Below are 19,048 nucleotides of genomic sequence, written 5' to 3' on the forward strand. Positions count from 1 at the left end.
TGACGGTTTGATGATACGAACACGCTTTGCAATACTTTCACAACAGGCGAAACAACATAGCGGTACTGGGGTAATCTGCGCGGAACTGCGGTAAACTATCGGTTAACTTGTTTACTTCCCGGAATATCTGCATCCATGCTCAGTTATCGCCACAGCTTTCACGCAGGCAACCATGCCGACGTCCTAAAACACACCGTTCAGAGTCTGATAATCGAATCGCTCAAAGAAAAAGAAAAACCGTTTCTCTATCTGGACACGCACGCTGGCGCGGGGCGCTATCTGTTGGGCAGCGAACATGCTGAACGTACCGGAGAGTATCTGGAAGGCATCGCCCGAATCTGGCAGCAGGACGACCTCCCCGCTGAACTGGAGGCGTATATTGGCGTGGTAAAACACTTCAATCGCAGTGGGCAATTACGCTACTATCCGGGTTCGCCGTTAATTGCCCGCCAGTTGCTGCGCGAGCAGGACAGTCTGCAACTCACGGAATTGCATCCCAGCGATTTCCCTCTGTTGCGTGCAGAGTTTCAAAAAGACAACCGTGCCCGCGTGGAGCGCGCCGACGGCTATCAGCAGTTAAAAGCCAAATTACCGCCGGTTTCCCGCCGCGGCCTGATCCTCATTGACCCGCCTTATGAAATCAAAACCGACTACCAGGCCGTGGTCAACGGTATTAGTGAAGGATATAAACGTTTCGCCACCGGCACGTACGCGCTATGGTATCCGGTGGTGTTACGCCAGCAGATTAAGCGCATGATTCATGATCTGGAGGCCACCGGCATCCGCAAAATTCTGCAAATTGAGCTGGCGATCCGCCCGGATAGCGATCAGCGCGGTATGACGGCATCCGGCATGATTGTGATTAACCCGCCGTGGAAACTGGAGCAGCAGATGAACAACGTGTTACCGTGGCTGCACAGCAAGCTGGCGCCGAACGGTCACGGACATACCTCGGTAAGCTGGATCGTGCCGGAGTAATCGCAGCCATCGGTGGAACCTTTTAACTTCAGGTATACAATCGCGAATATTTTGGCGGGTAGCGCAGAACCTATCCGTCCGACAACGAACATAAAGGAGCGGTCATGACCAAACACTATGATTACATCGCTATCGGCGGCGGCAGCGGCGGTATCGCCTCGATTAACCGCGCTGCCATGTACGGCCAGAAATGCGCGCTCATCGAAGCCAAAGAACTGGGCGGCACCTGTGTTAACGTGGGCTGTGTGCCGAAGAAAGTAATGTGGCATGCCGCGCAAATTCGTGAAGCGATTCATTTGTATGGCCCGGACTACGGTTTTGACGCCACGATTAATCAGTTCGACTGGAGCAAGCTGATAGCCAGCCGTACCGCGTATATTGACCGCATCCATACTTCATACGACAACGTGCTGGGCAAAAATAACGTGGATGTGATCAAAGGCTTTGCCCGCTTTGTCGATACCAAAACCATTGAAGTGAACGGCGAAACCATCACCGCCGACCATATCTTGATCGCTACCGGCGGTCGTCCGAGCCATCCGAACATTCCGGGCGCGGAGTACGGCATTGATTCCGACGGCTTCTTTGCACTGCCTGCCTTGCCGGAGCGCGTCGCAGTGGTTGGCGCAGGTTATATTGCCGTTGAACTGGCTGGCGTGATCAACGCACTGGGTGCCAAAACGCATCTGTTTGTCCGTAAACATGCGCCACTGCGCAGTTTTGACCCGATGATTAGCGACACTCTGGTTGAAGTGATGAACGCCGAAGGCCCGCAATTGCACACCCATTCTGTACCGAAAGCCGTGGTAAAAAACGCCGACGGCAGTCTGACTCTGGAGCTGGAAGATGGCCGCAGCGAAACCGTTGATTGCCTGATCTGGGCGATTGGTCGCGAACCGGCGACTGATAATCTTAACCTGGCGGCAGCGGGCGTGAAAACCAATGAAAAAGGTCACATCATTGTCGATAAATTCCAGAATACCAACGTTGAAGGAATTTACGCCGTTGGCGACAATACTGGCGCGGTAGAACTAACGCCCGTCGCGGTTGCTGCCGGTCGCCGCCTCTCCGAACGCCTGTTTAACAACAAGCCGGACGAGCATCTGGACTACAGCAATATCCCGACCGTGGTCTTTAGCCATCCGCCTATCGGTACCGTCGGGTTAAGCGAGCCACAGGCGCGTGAGCAGTACGGCGATGAGCAAGTGAAGGTTTATAAATCGTCGTTTACCGCCATGTATACCGCTGTCACAACGCACCGCCAACCGTGCCGTATGAAGCTGGTCTGCGTCGGGCCGGAAGAGAAAATTGTGGGCATCCACGGCATCGGCTTCGGTATGGATGAAATGTTGCAGGGCTTCGCGGTAGCGCTGAAGATGGGTGCAACCAAGAAAGACTTCGATAATACCGTCGCCATCCACCCGACCGCATCGGAAGAGTTTGTGACCATGCGTTAATTTCCTGTGCGCCCATCCTGTAACATGGGCGCACAGAACAAACTGATTAATACGTACTGAAATAACGTTGAATCAGTTCCGGATTACGCGTCCGGGTTAACGCCGTCATCAGCAATATCCGCGCCTTCGCCGGGTTGAGCGAATCGGACACCAGTCCCGGCTGTCCTTTATCCAGAGGAACCACGCCATTTCCGGTGCGGGAAGCACGTACTACAATAATCCCGGCTTTCTCCGCTTTTTTAATCCCCGCGTCGCTGCGTACGGACACTGAACCTGCGCCGGTTCCGGCATAAATAATGCCGTCGACATGATGGGCGATCGCCGCATCATACATATATTCCGGGTCATCCTGATAGCCGTAAATAATGACCACATTGGGTAATTTTTTGATATTACGTACGTCAAAAACAGATCGCAGGGTATGGATTTTTTCCACCCGCGTTTCGAACTGCGGGTTACCATTAACAATGACCCCCAGATAGCCCTCTTCCGGCGCTTTAAAGGTATCCAGCGTCGTGGCATTGGTTTTCGTCACAAAGCGCGCAGAACCGATACGATCGTTTAAAATCACCATCACGCCGCGTCCTTTTGCGTTCGGATCGGCAGCCACCGTGACCGCTTCCAGCAGGTTCATTGCGCCATCGGCGCTGATTGCCGACGCGGGCCGCATTGCAGCGGTAAACACCACCGGTTTGTCACTTTTCACGGTCAAATTAAGAAAGTAGGCGGTTTCATCGAGCGTGTCAGTGCCGTGAGTAATAACCACACCGTCAACATCGTCCCGCGCCAATAACGCATTCACCTTTTGCGAAAGTTTCAGGATAATATCGCTGGTCATATTTTCGCTACCAATATTCGCCACCTGCTCGCCGTCAACGCGAGCGATATTACTCATTTCCGGTACGGCATTTATTAATGTTTGCACGCCAAGTTCACCGGATTTATAGCCGGCGGTTTGCGTATTATTGGCTGCCGTCCCGGCGATAGTACCGCCTGTCGCGAGAATAACAATATGCGGTAGTGACGTTGCGCTAAATACACAATGACTGATGAGCAGCAACACGGTGGCCATGAAAACTCTAATTTTCATTTTCTTCCTCTGAATTAAAAATAATAGGTGACGTGGGCAGTAAGAACATTAATGGCAATCAGGCCAGCACCATTTTCCCTATCAGCAGCCCAACAATAACCGAGACAATCACGTTAACTAATCCCGGACGCATAAAACTATGGTTAAGCACATATTTCCCGATGCGCGTCGTACCGGTATCGTCAAAAGCCAGCGCCGCCAGACACTGACCTGCCACCGGAATAAAGAAATAGCCGTTAACCGCAGGCCAGGAGCCGATTAAAGCATACGCAGGCAAGCCTAATGCCAGCCCCAACGGCAGCAGTATTAAGGTGGTTGCCGCCTGGCTGCTGACCATGGCGGACACGAAAAACATCATAATGGCGATAAGCCAGGTATGCTGCTGTAGCAACGTTTGTACTTCGGCTTTAATCAGCACGATATGCCCATTCACGAAGGTTTCGCTCATCCAGGCCAGACCGAAGGCGCAGACAATCGCCAGCGCACCGGCCCGAAATACCGTACCGCTAATAATTTGATCGACCTGCGGGCGGCATAACAGCACAATCAGGCAGGCAAACGAAAGCATCGTAATCTGGATAGCAGCAGACATCGACAGCGGCTGAAGCCCTTTCGCTGTGTCCACCATTGGCCGTAACGCCGGAATCAATCCTAACAGAACGATAACGATCGCACTGGTCAGAAATAACGCCACCGATAATTTGGCGCGCCAGCCAACCACGATATTTTCGCTTTCCTTCTGCGCGGATTTAATTAATCCTTCAGCAAGTCGACGCTGATATTCCGGATCATCTTTTAATTCTTTTCCTTTATTAAAGGTCGCTATTGCCCCCATCGCTACGCCGATTAACGTGGCGGGTACGCAAATCATCATAATGGTTGAAATAGAGATGCCCAGCGGCGCCATTAACCCCATCATCGCCGCCATAGCGGCAGAGATAGGACTGGCGGTTATCGCCTGTTGCGAGGCGATAACGGAAATAGATAATGGCCGCTCCGGTCGAATGCCCGAATCTCTCGCAACTTCGGAAATAACTGGCAATAAGCTATAAACGACATGTCCCGTTCCTGACATAAACGTGAAGATATAACAGATAAACGGCGCTAATAATGTAATATAGCGAGGGTGACGTCGCAGAATTTTTTCCGCCAGTTTAACCAGTAAATCCAGCCCGCCGGAAGCCTGTAACGACGCGGCCGCCAGGACAACAGAAAGGATAATCAGAATAACATCAATTGGCGGTGTAGAGGGTGTCAGGCCGAAAACAAAAACCATTACGCCGACGCCTAATCCACCGACCATCCCCAGGAATACGCCGCCAATCCTGGCGCCTATCATCAGGGCCACAAGGATAAAACCTAACTCCGTCCAAAACATACTTCCTCCTGGATTATCTGGAGTGAATGTCGCTTTACATTGAGGGACGTAACCTACTGCGCAAACGGCTTACCAAACCCAAATGCGCCATAATGAGATAAAACCTGAGCTGCCGATTTTCCCCCCTGCTGCATGGCGTGTAATACGCTTGCTTTATCCGGTTGCGCCATACCAGACTGCACAATAGAAAGCAGAAAACCGGTTAAGAAGGCGTCGCCTGCGCCAAGGGTATCGACAGGTTCGATATAATCAGGTTGCCACTCCAGATACTCTTTGCCGGAAAAATAATAAACCTTATCATGCCCACAAGTAGCAATAATATGCCGACAGCCATAGTGATAAAGTTGACTTGTTTTGGCTTTGATTTCATCTGTTGATAAACCGCTACAGGAGATAAAGCCATAATCTACCCACGGGCACACCTTTTCAAAATATTCATCTGTACCGCGCCAGGAAAAATCAAAAGATAATAAGACGTTTTGTTGTTTAATTTTCTCCAGCTCCGATTCCAGGTGGCCGTTAATGCTGGAATGGACTAAGGTAAATTGTGATATATACCGAAGATCGCTGTCGGTCAGTCTAAAAGGATGTTCCCGCAATACACCATTTTTATTGCTGGTGACAAATTCCCGGTCACCGTTATTGAGACGGATACAGGCATAACCGTTTTCGCCGGCATAATAGCGGCAATGAGAGATGTCTATCTGTAATTGATGTAATACATCTTGTACATGCTGCGCCGCATCGTCATTGCCAAACGCCCCCATAAACGCGCTGGGGATGTCTACTAATTTCGCATAGACAGAAAAATTTAATGCATTACCGCCGGGGTACATGATACCGGAATGCAGGTATTTATCGACAACGTTGTCGCCAATACCCAATACACTGATGCTCATAAGTATTCCTTGCCTGATATTTAAATTAAAAAGCGTCCCTGCTTTTTTATCAATCCTGAGTTAATTAATATTCCACTTTCCACATATAGCGACGCGTGGTCAATGGATGCTGACGCGCCTCGGCTAACGCCCGATTATAAACGGGATACACATTATTAAAGAGTGAGTGGTTAAAATAATCAATAACCGTAGTTTTAATGGTAGATAGCCCCAGTTCTTTCGCATCGACAACTTCAATCCGGCGGCCATATTTTTTCAGGAAGGTTAACGCGCGTTCATCCACCGCCCGCGTATTGCCCTCGGAAAACTGGAAGAAGAAAGGCGTATTCGCATCGGTAATTTCAAACGGTCCATGAAAAAACTCACCACTATGAATACAGGCCGAATGTATCCACTGCATTTCCATAAAGATACAGATGCTCTGCAGGTAGGCTGCGCCATAGCCTGCGCCGCTGGCGACGGTGTAAATGACTTTATCGTCTTTATATTCCTGCGCGAACGCCTGCGCGCGCTCCGCAACCTGCTCGCAAGCGCGCCAGACAATACGATTGATTTTGCTGACGCCATCCTGAAAATCGTCGTAGTGCGCATACCCTTCCGTCTGCTGGAGCAGCTCGACCGCACTCAGCAGGCCTTTCATCGTTTTCTCTCCGGCAATATCTTTACCGTCGCCAAACGTGTACGTTTCCACATAGTCGCAATGCGCCACCAACGGTGAATCCATTATCCAGGTTAAACCAATGACCGGCGCGCCGTGCTGACGGGCGATTTCAGCCGCTTTGATTGTCTCTGGCGTATTACCTTTGTGAGAGGCGACAACCACAACGGCATTTTCTCCCAGCGCTACCGGCGGATTGTTGATAAATTCACCGCTGTTATACAGACCGACAGTTAACGCTTTCGCCTCTTTTTCTAAAAACGCTTTCGCCGGATAGAACGCCGCATAAGAGCCGCCGCACGCCACATAATAAACGTATTTAACGCCCCCTTTCTCCGCCCGACTGGTCACAATGTTGCTAACTGTCTCTTTCATACCCATCATGCTTTCCTCTGGTTCCATCAATGATACAGGCGAGAATTCGCCGCAAATGACTCATAATGTATTGTTATTTTTATATGACATTTAAATACATTCGATCAAGATGAAAACCAAAAAAAATCGGGATCCGCGATCTGGATCCCGATTCAGCCTGCTAACCATTGGCGTAACATTCACGTCATACGGTAAAACGTATTTTATCGCCAACAATCAACTGCTGCGAAACGCAGGAGAGTTCTCCTTTGTTATCAACCATTTCACTTTTTATCAAAATCAACGGATAACGCTCATTGACCCCGAGATAGTGGGCAACCTCAAAGCTGGCATAAACCAGCTCAATCACCTTACGGGAATGGGTAAACCATAAATGGTGTTTCTCACGTAAACATTCATACAAAGAGTGATTGTTGAGATCTTCTTCCAGTAAAAAGGCAAAACGCGGAGGAAGCTGGACCGTTTCCAGCGACACTGCAACATCATCGGCATAGCGAATACGTTCAATAACCACGGCTTTTTCACCATCGTTCATATTCAGTAACGCTTTTGTCTCATCATCTACCGATTCAAAAACAGATTTAATCGTTTTTGATCCTGGCCGACGCCCCTGGGACTGGCATAACTCACTGAAACTCATGATACCGGTCATACTGCGCTGAAATTTTTCACTGGAGACAAAAGTGCCTTTACCGGAAACGCGGGTCAGCAAATTTTCACGCGCCAGCGCATCCAGCGCCTTACGGACTGTGACTCTGCTCACCTGCCAGCGCGCGCTAAGTTCATTTTCCGTCGGAATTTGCTGTCCTGGTTTATACTCTCCACGCACAATGGCCTCTTTTAATGCAGTCTCGAGCTGCTTATAAAGCGGCCTGGCGCTATTGGTGTCGGGTTGCTCCATTATTTGTATCCATTTGTATTATCATGATGCCATGCCCTGTATTATAACTATTTACATTACCTTTGCTTGTCAATCCACGCTATGCGGCTACGTAGGTAGATCGCTGCAAAACGAATGTTCTGATTTTAGGTCGAAGGGAGACGTCATGAAAAAAGGCTTTTGTTTATAAAATTCAATGAGTTAGACAACTATTTTTTTACAGGCAAACTACAAAATGTGATCCACAGCACACTTTGCAACCCATGTATCGAAGCGAATGTCTACGCTTAATAGACAGCCGGGCAACACCCGTATCTTTTACGACGCAAGCCGGAGGTCCTTGTCATTATGCTCAACCAGAAAGTAAACCCCACGCCTTCTGAAGATCTGACGATCGATGTCGATCTGCTGTATGAAACAGATCCGTGCGAGTTAAAGCTGGATGAAATGATCGAGGCGGAACCGGAGCCGGAGATGATCGAGGGGCTTCCCGCCTCTGACGCCCTGACGCCTGCCGATCGTTATCTCGAACTGTTCGAGCATGTACAGTCAACAAAACTGTTTCCAGACAGTAAAACATTCCCGGACTGCGCGCCAAAAATGGACCCGCTCGATATCCTTATCCGCTACCGTAAGGTCAGACGCCACCGTGATTTTGACTTACGCCGCTTCGTCGAAAACCATTTCTGGCTACCGGAAACCTTATCCAGCGAGTATGTCTCTAACCCCGAAAACTCGCTCAAAGAACATATTGACCAGCTTTGGCCGATACTGACGCGCGAACCGCAAGATCATATTCCGTGGTCTTCGCTGCTGGCGCTGCCGCAATCTTATATCGTCCCGGGCGGCCGGTTTAGCGAAACCTATTATTGGGACTCTTATTTTACCATGCTGGGTCTGGCGGAAAGCGGGCGCGAAGACTTACTTAAATGTATGGCGGATAATTTTGCCTGGATGATTGAAAATTACGGGCATATTCCCAACGGCAACCGTACCTACTACCTGAGCCGCTCTCAGCCGCCGGTTTTCGCTCTGATGGTTGAACTGTTCGAAGAAGATGGCGTGCGCGGTGCGCGGCGTTATCTTGACCATCTTAAAATGGAATACGCTTTCTGGATGGACGGCGCCGAATCGCTGGCGCTCAACCAGGCCTACCGCCATGTCGTGCGGATGCCGAACGGTTCCCTGCTGAACCGCTACTGGGACGATCGCGACACGCCGCGCGACGAGTCCTGGCTGGAAGATGTCGAAACCGCCAAACATTCTGGCCGTCCAGCCAATGAAGTCTACCGGGATTTGCGCGCCGGAGCGGCATCCGGCTGGGACTATTCGTCACGCTGGTTACGTGACGCAGGTCGGCTTGCCAGTATACGCACGACTCAGTTTATTCCCATCGATTTGAACGCTTTTCTGTACAAACTGGAGAGTGCCATCGCCAATATTTCCGCGCTGAAAGGCGAACGTGAAACTGAAGCATTATTTCGCCAGAAAGCCAGCGATCGCCGCGCCGCGGTGAACCATTACCTGTGGGATGACGAAAACGGCTGTTATCGCGACTATGACTGGCGGCGCGAAGAAATGGCACTCTTTTCTGCTGCCAGCATCGTGCCGCTGTATGTCGGTATGGCGAGCCATGAACAGGCCGACCGCCTGGCGAATGTGGTACGCAGCCGCCTGTTAACGCCCGGCGGAATTATGGCCACGGAATACGAAACCGGTGAACAGTGGGATAAGCCGAACGGCTGGGCCCCGCTACAATGGATGGCAATCCAGGGTTTCAAACTCTATGGCGACGATATGCTGGGCGATGAGATCGCCCATAACTGGTTAAAAACGGTGAACCATTTTTATCAGCAGCATCATAAACTGATTGAGAAATACCATATTTCCGGCGGTACGCCCCGCGAAGGCGGCGGGGGCGAGTATCCGCTCCAGGATGGATTCGGCTGGACCAACGGCGTGGTGCGCCGTTTGATTGGCCTTTACGGAGAACCTTAACCCGTTGCCGCGGTAACGCCTGTCCGCCGCTAGTGAATCGCATTATAAATGGCTGTCTGAATTTTCAGCCATTTTTTATTTTCTGCGCTGGGCCGGGCGTGAGCGCGTAACCGGGCTTGTTCCATATCGTGCTGTTGGCGCGTCACAACAGCCGGTACCGTGCAAAACGTTTGCAGATAGGTTTTATGCATCGCGGTCAGGGGAGCGCCTCCCGACATCGCATGGCTTAACGTCGTGATAAATCGTCGGCAGGGTTTTACCTCATCCATCAGCGCGGGATAACGCAACAACAGTTGCAACACTTCGGTATGACCCGTCGCAAACGCCTGCTCCGTCCACGCGAGCTGCCAGTTCATTCCTCCCTGCAGAAACAACGCTGTCACCCGCGTATCATTGCGATCTATCGCCGCCCGCATAGTAAACGCATCCCAGGTAATCCCCATATGATTGAGCGTTTCCCGCGCGGAAGGCGCCTCGCGCGGCGGTTCATCCTGCGCAATGGCGGGAGCTTGCCCGTTCCCGGTGCCTGGCGACGGCGAACTAAATAGCCAGAACGCGCCCGCCAGTATCGTCAGCGTCATGACGCCAACCCCACCCCACAAAGCGCCGGAAATGAGTTGCTCACGTTCTTCAGGCGTACGCGGAGGCCGCTTACGCGGTGGTTCAATACTCTCACTGATTTCATGTTTGTCTGTCCCGGTCTGCCGATCTTTACGCCGCGCAGTCTCCCAAAACTGGCGCAGTTCCCGGTCATCCACCATCAGAAACGAAGCCGGATTCACGCGGGTACGCTTTTCGGCATAGGCCCGCTGAATGGGCCGAACGATTTGCTGATACTGAACGTTGAGCAGCATAAGTTGCGCTGAGGTAAGCGGCTGTCTGGCGATAACCTCATTTCGCGCGAGGCGGCAATTATCCAGAAACAGACGCAGTGTTGTACGGGGTTCGGCGAACAATGTCAGCGCTGAGGCATCATTAAAAATTCTGACGTAGTGGCGGGCAAACAATTTCTTATCGACCACCATGAGCGCCAGCTCGCTAAACAACATACCTTCCAGCGCATGTTGATCTTCTCCCTGCTTCAGCCACTGTCGCAACCGGTCCGGGCCGAAATTTTGCTTGAGGAAGTGATTCAAAGACGCCCGGTCCGGCCAGGCGCGTGCAATAAGCGCTTTTAATGTCAGCTCTAGTGCGCGCAGTTGACGCTGCGCTTCAAGATGCGTCTCCTGGCTGAGTTCTTCCAGGTCAGTTTGATATGTCAGCAATGGTTGCTGCTGGCGGAGGTGTTCCAGCGTGGTGACAAAACGCAAAGCGGCAATCAGCTGATTTTCGCTCACCTCTTGCCCATTGTCATACTGCGGGACCTGCTGTTGAAGGTGGCGCAGTTGCAGCATAAACTGACTTAACTGCGCGTCATTTATCCGCAATTTTTTCGCTACCGCGCCCCACCCGCCCAGGTTGAGACGCGCCTGCTCCAGTTGTTCCATGAACCACCGGGGATCTTTTCCCTCTGCGGTATGAATGCCCAGCAGCAGCAAGATTTCCATTGATGCCTGGCGGATAATTCCCAGACTATGTTCAAAAGGCGCGCGTATCGCCTGCGAAGCGCTATTCGTCATTATCTTCCCTAAAAAGACGATCCCGCGACGAGATCTGAGTTCTCTTTTAATTATGTTTTTTCATAGATATACCAGATTTAGCCACATTTCAGTGACTTAATCTTAATCATTGCAAATTTATAAGAAGATCGGTTGCTAACCTAAAACATTAGCTTTTCATTCTGTCAACATAGCGTAACGGCAAGCGGCCTAGACCTTTTCCCTGCCAGCGCCAGGTCATCTGACCGCTAGTCATGCTGGCAGTACACTTTATAATCGCGCTTTTTATGAGAAAAGCGCCATGCCGCACATTTCAACGCGTTTTAGCCCTGCCTGTGTTGCGTTTATTAAACAGTGGCAAGGTCTGTCGCTGGAAAAGTATCGCGATCGGCAGGGAAATCAGGTGATTGGTTATGGGCATATGCTGACGCCGGATGAGACGACAACGTTCATTACGCCCAAACAGGCAGAAGCATTCTTGCTGGATGACCTCAATAACTGCGATAAGCTGCTACAAACTTATCTACCGGAACTTAATGATCAGTTTCAACGTGAAACGCTTATTGCGCTGATGTTCAGCATCGGACACCAGCGTTTTTTATCGTTAATCAATACGGGGGATATTTCACCGACAGGACCCGGTGGGCTGTCGTTTAATCTTATTAATTCGCTTCGTTTAACATCATAGCGGCCTGAGTACGATTTTTTACATCCAGTCGTCGGTAGAGCGACTCAAGATGCGCTTTAACAGTTCCGGTACTAATATTTAACGCTCGTCCAATTTGCTTATTCGACTCGCCTGCGGCAAGCATCTTTAAAATTTCCCGTTGACGGGCGCTTAATGATTTTATATCGCGGGATTCCGGCGCGGTTGAATTTAACCAGTCCCCCGGCAAAAACAACATATCGCGAGCGACAGTATTGAGCGCAAGGGCAAAGGTCTCCGCGTCGGAATCACGCGGTACAATGGCCTGAATGTTAAATTGCATCATTTCATGCAACCACTTCTGGCTGTTTTCCGTTGCCGTAATGATAATCTTTACCTCGGGAAATTGCTGCACCGTCCTTTGCAGCAGCCAGCGGCAAAATTCAGCCTCCAGGCCGCCATCGAGCATGACCAGCGCTTCTGGCAGGCTCTCTACTTTTTGCCATAGCTCTTCAGCCTGACCGACACTCTGGATACTTATTCCCGGAATACGTTGTTGCAAACTGATTTTCATTCCGTGAATAAATATTGACTGCCTGTCAAACATGATTACCTGCATTACTTTTCTCCGCCAGGGTAAGATAATAGCCTCAAGGTGAGGAAGGGTATTACCCACAGGGTAAAATAAGAATTCGCCATTTGGCCTGGGCCATTTTACCGATAGCCATCGTATAAGGAAGCGGGAGATTATGATTATTTACAGCTTCAGGTTCGGGATTACAGAAGTGGATAAAATTAACGGTTTAATTTAAGGAATATCTTATTAAAGCAGACAAATAATGTCATCTTGAATATTAATTTACCGAAAGAGTACCCCTGGTGCACCGCAAAGGAAACGCCTGTTTTTCGCTTGATATGTTACAAAGTATAAATTAGCACACGGCGTTAAAAAAGTGATAAAGCCTCTCACTGTCGCGGCGGCAAACCCGGTTAAAATAGCATCGACACACGCACTCTCCATCCCATCATCTCCGCTTTTATCGTCACTATTTTACTATCCTCGCCTCGTTTCACGGTTTTTTAACGCAGCAGTCACCGTATTCAAGGAGGAAATCCGATGTGCAACGCTATCAAACGTAATCCTTCACGCAGACAACGTTTGCGAAAGCCCTTATTAGATGCTAGAAAATCAATAAAAAGGCGTTTTTAGTATTATTGTTACACTCAAGACAACAATAGAGCCTGATGATGGATAAAATATATGCAATGAAATTATTTATCCGTGTGGCGGAACGGGAAAGCTTTTCCCGGGCGGCAGAAGAGGCCGGTCTACCCACAGGCAGTATTTCCCGGCAGATACAAGCGCTGGAAAACCAGCTGGGTATACGCCTGCTCCACCGCACCACCCGGCGGGTACAGCTTACTCAGGATGGAATGATCTACTATGAGCGAGCAAAAGATCTGTTGAGCAACCTGGATGAACTGGAAAGTTTTTTCCAGCCTGACCCCGCCAGTATCAGCGGAAAAATACGGGTAGATATACCGTCTGGTCTCGCAAACAGTCTGATCATGCCGCGTCTGCCCACTTTTTTACATCATTATCCCGGCATTGCGCTGGAGCTCTGCAGTGGCGATCGCCAGATCGATGTATTACGCGAGGATTTCGACTGTGTGGTACGTACAGGGCCGTTACACGCGCCAGGGATACTGACACGCCCACTTGGCAATCTGACGATGGTGAACTGCGCCAGCCCACAATACCTGGAACGATTTGGTTATCCGGAAAGTCTTAATGACCTGACCTCACATGCAATGGTGCATTATTCATTGACGCCAGGCGTCTCTTCACCGGGTTTTGCCCTCGACACCGTCCACGGTATGCAATGGGTAAAAACTGGCGGAATGTTAACCGTAAACAGTACGGAAACCTGGCATAGTGCCTGTCTGGCAGGACTGGGCATCATTCAGACGCCGCGCGTGACGGTGCGTGAAGCTTTACGCGCTGGAATGCTCGTTGAGATTTTGCCGCAATATCGCGCCAGCCCGCTACCGGTCACTCTGCTTTATCCCCATCGCCGTAATCTTTCCCGCCGGGTACATCTGTTTATGACATGGCTGACGGAGGCAATCAAAGATGCCACAGAATAGCTACTTTTCGGCATCAGCCGGGGAGAAGCTATACTGAAATACTCGATTGATGATGAAGGACGACCGACCTGATGACGCAGGAAAATGACGTAAAACGCCCCATTCAGGAACTGGAACTCGACCCGGTACAAAAAATTGAAACCCAGCCGCATCACGCGCCGGAAAAAAGTGAGAAAGCAAATCAGGCGTTGCATTCCCTCACCGCCCTGATGCAAAAAATCCAGCGCCAGCCGATGGTGGCTCACCTCATTCGCGCGACCGAACGTTTTAATGACCGGCTGGGCAATCAGTTTGGCGCGGCTATCACCTACTTCTCGTTTCTGTCGATGATCCCGATAATGATGGTGTCCTTTGCCGCAGCCGGTTTTATTCTCGCTTCGCATCCTAATCTGCTGGAAGATATCTTCAGCAAGATATTGATGAATGTGAGCGATCCTACGCTGGCGTCCACGCTGAAAAATACGATTAACACGGCGGTTCAACAACGTACCACGGTAGGGCTGGTCGGACTGGGTATCGCGCTCTACTCCGGCGTTAACTGGATGGGGAATCTGCGGGAAGCGATTCGTGCCCAGTCGCGGGATGTCTGGGAGCGAACACCGCAGGATCAGGAAAAAATCTGGCTCAAATATCTGCGTGATTTTATCTCACTGATTGGGTTATTGGTCGCTTTAATCATTACGTTGTCTATTACTTCCATCGCGGGCTCCGCCCAGCAGATGATTATTTCAGCATTGTATCTTGACAGTATTGAGTGGTTAAAACCCGCCTGGCATTTGATTGGCCTGACGATCTCTATTTTTGCCAACTATTTGCTTTTCTTCTGGATTTTTTGGCGCCTGCCTCGTCACCGTCCACGTAAAAAAGCATTGATTCGCGGTACGTTTATCGCCGCTATCGGTTTTGAAGTAATTAAAATCATTATGACCTATACGCTGCCATCACTGGTGAAATCGCCTTCCGGCGCGGCGTTTGGCTCTGTACTCGGTCTGATGGCGTTCTTTTACTTTTTTGCCCGTCTGACGTTATTCTGCGCAGCCTGGATAGCGACCGCCGAATACAAGGATGACCCACGAATGCCAGGAAAAACCCAACACTAACTTGCGGGTTGATGCCGGATGGCGACGGGCGACGTCCTATCCGGCCTATCATCAGGCACGACCTTCCGCCCTCGGCCTTTGTTTCAGCATATAAATCCATACATTAACTTTTATTTAACCTTAAACCAGTTTTATCCACCAGATTTAAAATTATGTGAAGCATTTCATAGAAGCGAAATTGCGGGCCTAAACATTATCCCCTTTTTGCGTCTTTTTTGACCATTTTTCATTTTTGTTACAGATTGAAATATATCATTTGCTGTGCGTAATATGGCCATTCGTTCGCCAAAAATAAGAAAATTATATGCAAACAACCGCCACAACACTCGACCATGAGCAGGAACATGTTCCGGTAAACTCACGCAATAAAGTTGTCGTCGCCTCGCTTATCGGCACCGCGATTGAGTTCTTCGACTTCTATATTTATGCCACCGCTGCGGTGATCGTATTCCCTCATATTTTCTTTCCGCAAGGCGATCCCACCGCGGCAACGCTACAATCGCTCGCCACCTTCGCTATCGCGTTTGTGGCGCGTCCAATTGGCTCTGCGCTATTCGGTCATTTCGGCGACCGGGTAGGCCGCAAAGTCACCCTCGTGGCCTCGCTGCTGACCATGGGGATTTCGACGGTCATTATCGGCCTGTTACCGGGCTACGCGACGATAGGCATTTTCGCACCGTTGCTGCTGGCGCTGGCGCGTTTCGGCCAGGGGCTGGGCCTGGGCGGCGAGTGGGGCGGCGCGGCGCTGCTGGCGACAGAAAATGCGCCGCCGCGTAAACGCGCGTTGTATGGATCTTTTCCGCAGCTGGGCGCGCCTATCGGCTTCTTTTTCGCTAATGGCACCTTTCTGCTGCTCTCATGGTTGCTGACGGACGAACAGTTTATGAGCTGGGGCTGGCGCGTCCCGTTTATTTTCTCAGCGGTACTGGTCATTATCGGCCTGTATGTGCGCGTGTCACTGCATGAAACACCGGTATTTGCGAAAGTGGCTGCAGCGAAAAAACAGGTGAAAATTCCGCTGGGCACATTGTTAACGAAACATGTCCGCGTAACCATTCTCGGCACGTTCATTATGCTGGCAACCTATACACTGTTCTATATCATGACCGTCTATTCCATGACTTACAGTACCGCCGCTGCACCTGTGGGGCTTGGCCTGCCGCGTAATGAAATACTGTGGATGCTGATGATGGCAGTGATTGGTTTCGGCGTGATGGTGCCTGTCGCCGGCCTACTGGCGGATGCATTTGGCCGTCGGAAAAGCATGGTTATCATTACCACGCTCATCATCCTCTTCGCGTTGTTCGCCTTTACTCCGTTACTGGGTTCCGGCAATCCAGCGCTGGTATTCGCGTTCCTGTTATTAGGTTTGAGTCTGATGGGGTTAACCTTCGGCCCGATGGGGGCACTACTGCCGGAGCTGTTCCCAACGGAAGTACGTTATACCGGTGCGTCGTTTTCCTACAATGTGTCATCGATTCTGGGCGCTTCCGTCGCTCCGTATATTGCCGCATGGTTGCAGAGTCACTATGGACTGGCCGCCGTTGGGGTTTACCTGGCGTCCATGGCCGCGCTGACGCTGATTGCGCTGCTGCTAACCCATGAGACGCGTCATCAGTCGTTATAATAGGGGCGCAGCCGGATGACGCTGCGCTTATGCGGCCTACGAGGTGAGCATTACGTAGGCCGGTTAAGACGCTTTGCCTCGCCCTCCGGTACTCTGTTTTACGTTACTGCTTCATCTGCGTTAAAATTGTCCGGCACTGATTGGCTTCGCCTTCAGAAGGCGAGATGAGTGCCAGCAGAGCAGCGGCGGGGGTCACCAACGTCGCCAGCGCCGCCGCAACCGCGCCGCGCGCAATCAGTGGGCCGGGCTTCACACCCGCCTGCGGATTTTTAAAACTCCCACGTACGTAAAGCGGCGATCGCAGCGTGATAATGCGAATCCCCTTACTTTCCGGATCGATGGTTAAATCCAGCTGTTCAGAGGCAAAACTCGCTGTGCCGGTCACGTTAACCAACGCATTTTCCGTATCAAAAGCAAAAATCTGCGGCCGCGCTACGCCGTTCGTAATATTGAGGTTCGCCGCCGCACAGTTAACCCGGACTTCGTCATCGCCAAAAATCTGCCCGACAATATAGTTGCCGACGTTCAGTCCCACGATTTCCATCAGGTTGCGGCTAATCAACCCATCATTCATCAACAATTTAAGGTTGCCGTTGCTGTTGCCAAGCAGAGCGGCGACTGAATTGCCTGTACCGCGAATATCCGCATCGCCGTTCAGCTCGCCCAGCGTTTTCTGCATCAGCTCCACATCCGGCATCAGTTCTTTAAGCTTCAGTCGACGCGCCTGTATATCCGCCCGTCCCTGCATCGGCTTTTTATCCCCTTCCAGATGGATGTTGGATACAATGCTGCCGCCTGCCAGACCAAACTTCAACGGCTGGAGACGTAAGTCGGCGTTTTTCAAAATGATATGGGTCGACAGATCGCTGATCGGCAGATTACTGCCATGTTCAATACGTCGGCCTTTAAAACGGACATCGGCGTCCATAACGTCCCATTTGTCCGTTTCAAAGCGATCGTAAGGCAATACTTTATCCGCCGGCTGAACATTCTTCTCGCCTTTGCGCTGTTCAGACCGTTTCGACTGCTCAGCGCCTTTCCCGGAATCCACACCAATCAGCGGCCCGAGATCGGCCAGCCGTAGCTGGCGCGATTCAACGTCGCCTTCCAGTTTTGGGCGCGGTTTACCAGTGGTATAAGTAAGGGAACCGTGGATATCACTGTCGCCAATGCGCCCGTTAAAACCGCGATAATCAAATACCGATGACTTTTCAGCGTCGATTTTCGCCACCAGCCGACCATCAGTTTCAAACGGCGGCGTATCCGGCAGCAATACGCCAGTTAAATCATATAAATCGCCCAGTGAATCGCCGGAAAATTTAAGCCGTAGGTCGACGCCGCCCATGTTCATCGGATCATTGACCACGCCGCTGAAGGCCACCCGCGTATTGCCAGAGCGAAAATCGGCCTGCACCGGAAAAGGCGTATCTTCGCTACGCAATGCCAGCATACCGCCTATTTTCCCCGTACCGGTCAACGGTTCACCGTTATAACGCCCCTGCGCCTTCAGGCCGAAGACATAATCGCCCACTCTGGCTTTATCGTCTTTGCCTTTCGTTCCCGTCACTTCGCTGAACGGCAACGGTTTGCCTAACGGATCGATCAGAATAGTGATATCCGCTTTGCTGACCTTATCATCGATCGCGATTCGCCCCTGGTCGAAGAGAATATTATCCAGCCGGAAGGACCAGGCAGAAGGCTTAGCATTCGGGTCCGGATTCTCGTCTTGTGCGAGATGAAAGGTCCAGTTATTGTTTTTCTCGGACAGACGAATAAGACGCGCATCGGGTTTCACCAGTTTGATCCACGGCAGCCAGACAGTTTTGGTCAGTAACGCCAGCGGGGCGAGCGTCGCTTCAACGCGGGGCAGATGCACCATCGTCACTTCTGGAATATCGGGCGGATTGCCGAGAATGACGTCTTCGGCGTGGACATGCGGCCACGGCACCCAGCTTCGCCAGCCGGTCTCCTGCTTTTGACGTTCCCACACCACGCCTAAATCGCCGCGAATCGCGAAAGGCCGGTTCAGCTCGGTAGAGACTTTCTGGTTGATGGTCGGTTTAAGGCGGTTCCAGTCAAATGTTGCGATCAAAATAATAACTATGACGATCAACAACAAGAAAGTCCCTGTAATGGCGGCGGTTATTTTGCCTGCTTTAGTCATGTGTTATTTCCTCACTTCTTCCCTTGCCTGTCCTAAAGATAGTTCAGCCAGA

General features: G+C 50.9%; 15 protein-coding genes. 7 read left to right on the plus strand and 8 right to left on the minus strand.

Annotated features, from left to right (window positions below):
- The first annotated feature begins 135 nt into the window (after positions 1–135).
- Positions 136–978: a 23S rRNA (adenine(2030)-N(6))-methyltransferase RlmJ gene (locus SBG_RS16575; RefSeq protein ID WP_000954228.1), complete on the plus strand. Its 843-nt coding sequence runs from the start codon at positions 136–138 to the stop codon at positions 976–978.
- Positions 979–1,082: 104 nt separating this feature from the next.
- Positions 1,083–2,435 (plus strand): glutathione-disulfide reductase, encoded by a 1,353-nt coding sequence (gene gorA, locus SBG_RS16580; protein ID WP_000160770.1) that lies wholly within the window; start codon positions 1,083–1,085, stop codon positions 2,433–2,435.
- A gap of 46 nt (positions 2,436–2,481) precedes the next feature.
- On the opposite strand, the gene fraE is transcribed toward gorA, so the two are convergent.
- The 5 genes from fraE to SBG_RS16605 all read right to left on the minus strand — a co-directional run bounded on the left by fraE (position 2,482) and on the right by SBG_RS16605 (position 7,739).
- Positions 2,482–3,525, minus strand: a complete 1,044-nt coding sequence (gene fraE, locus SBG_RS16585; RefSeq protein ID WP_000702749.1) for a fructose-asparagine asparaginase — start codon at positions 3,523–3,525, stop codon at positions 2,482–2,484.
- Between the two features lie 58 nt (positions 3,526–3,583).
- Positions 3,584–4,903, minus strand: a complete 1,320-nt coding sequence (locus tag SBG_RS16590; RefSeq protein ID WP_000498942.1) for an anaerobic C4-dicarboxylate transporter family protein — start codon at positions 4,901–4,903, stop codon at positions 3,584–3,586.
- 53 nt (positions 4,904–4,956) lie between these two features.
- The gene (gene fraD / locus SBG_RS16595; protein WP_000028445.1) at positions 4,957–5,802 is read right to left on the minus strand and encodes a fructose-aspartate kinase; all 846 of its coding nucleotides are present in this window, start codon (positions 5,800–5,802) and stop codon (positions 4,957–4,959) included.
- A 64-nt stretch (positions 5,803–5,866) separates the two neighbouring features.
- Complete coding sequence (gene fraB / locus SBG_RS16600; protein WP_015703046.1) at positions 5,867–6,844, minus strand: 6-phosphofructose-aspartate deglycase; 978 nt, start codon at positions 6,842–6,844, stop codon at positions 5,867–5,869.
- Between the two features lie 175 nt (positions 6,845–7,019).
- A complete protein-coding gene (locus SBG_RS16605) occupies positions 7,020–7,739 on the minus strand; it encodes a GntR family transcriptional regulator (RefSeq protein ID WP_024135135.1) in 720 nt (239 codons plus the stop codon).
- A gap of 324 nt (positions 7,740–8,063) precedes the next feature.
- Between SBG_RS16605 and SBG_RS16610 the strand changes: the two genes are divergently transcribed.
- The gene (locus tag SBG_RS16610) at positions 8,064–9,713 is read left to right on the plus strand and encodes an alpha,alpha-trehalase (RefSeq protein ID WP_000934260.1); all 1,650 of its coding nucleotides are present in this window, start codon (positions 8,064–8,066) and stop codon (positions 9,711–9,713) included.
- 29 nt (positions 9,714–9,742) lie between these two features.
- Here SBG_RS16610 and SBG_RS16615 read toward each other — a convergent pair whose 3' ends face one another.
- Entirely contained in the window at positions 9,743–11,332 is a 1,590-nt protein-coding gene (locus SBG_RS16615; RefSeq protein ID WP_000184994.1) for an STY4199 family HEPN domain-containing protein, read from the minus strand.
- Between the two features lie 280 nt (positions 11,333–11,612).
- Between SBG_RS16615 and SBG_RS16620 the strand changes: the two genes are divergently transcribed.
- On the plus strand, positions 11,613–11,999 hold the full coding sequence (locus tag SBG_RS16620; RefSeq protein WP_001120256.1) for a glycoside hydrolase family protein: 387 nt from the start codon (positions 11,613–11,615) through the stop codon (positions 11,997–11,999).
- On the opposite strand, the gene SBG_RS16625 is transcribed toward SBG_RS16620, so the two are convergent.
- On the minus strand, positions 11,974–12,576 hold the full coding sequence (locus tag SBG_RS16625; RefSeq protein ID WP_001196092.1) for a response regulator transcription factor: 603 nt from the start codon (positions 12,574–12,576) through the stop codon (positions 11,974–11,976). The two genes, SBG_RS16620 and SBG_RS16625, sit on opposite strands and share 26 nt — an antisense overlap.
- Positions 12,577–13,205: 629 nt before the next feature.
- Between SBG_RS16625 and SBG_RS16630 the strand changes: the two genes are divergently transcribed.
- The 3 genes from SBG_RS16630 (at position 13,206) to SBG_RS16640 (ending at position 16,832) form a co-directional block, all read left to right on the plus strand.
- On the plus strand, positions 13,206–14,105 hold the full coding sequence (locus tag SBG_RS16630; RefSeq protein WP_024135136.1) for a LysR family transcriptional regulator: 900 nt from the start codon (positions 13,206–13,208) through the stop codon (positions 14,103–14,105).
- A gap of 71 nt (positions 14,106–14,176) precedes the next feature.
- Complete coding sequence (gene yhjD, locus SBG_RS16635; protein ID WP_000191236.1) at positions 14,177–15,205, plus strand: inner membrane protein YhjD; 1,029 nt, start codon at positions 14,177–14,179, stop codon at positions 15,203–15,205.
- Positions 15,206–15,509: 304 nt separating this feature from the next.
- Positions 15,510–16,832, plus strand: a complete 1,323-nt coding sequence (locus SBG_RS16640; protein WP_001195089.1) for an MFS transporter — start codon at positions 15,510–15,512, stop codon at positions 16,830–16,832.
- Between the two features lie 103 nt (positions 16,833–16,935).
- Here the strand turns inward: SBG_RS16640 and SBG_RS16645 are convergent, their stop codons facing one another.
- On the minus strand, positions 16,936–18,996 hold the full coding sequence (locus SBG_RS16645; protein ID WP_000158690.1) for an AsmA family protein: 2,061 nt from the start codon (positions 18,994–18,996) through the stop codon (positions 16,936–16,938).
- Positions 18,997–19,048: the final 52 nt, after the last annotated feature.

Origin of the sequence: Salmonella bongori NCTC 12419 (assembly GCF_000252995.1) — a bacterium.
Lineage (GTDB): Bacteria > Pseudomonadota > Gammaproteobacteria > Enterobacterales > Enterobacteriaceae > Salmonella > Salmonella bongori.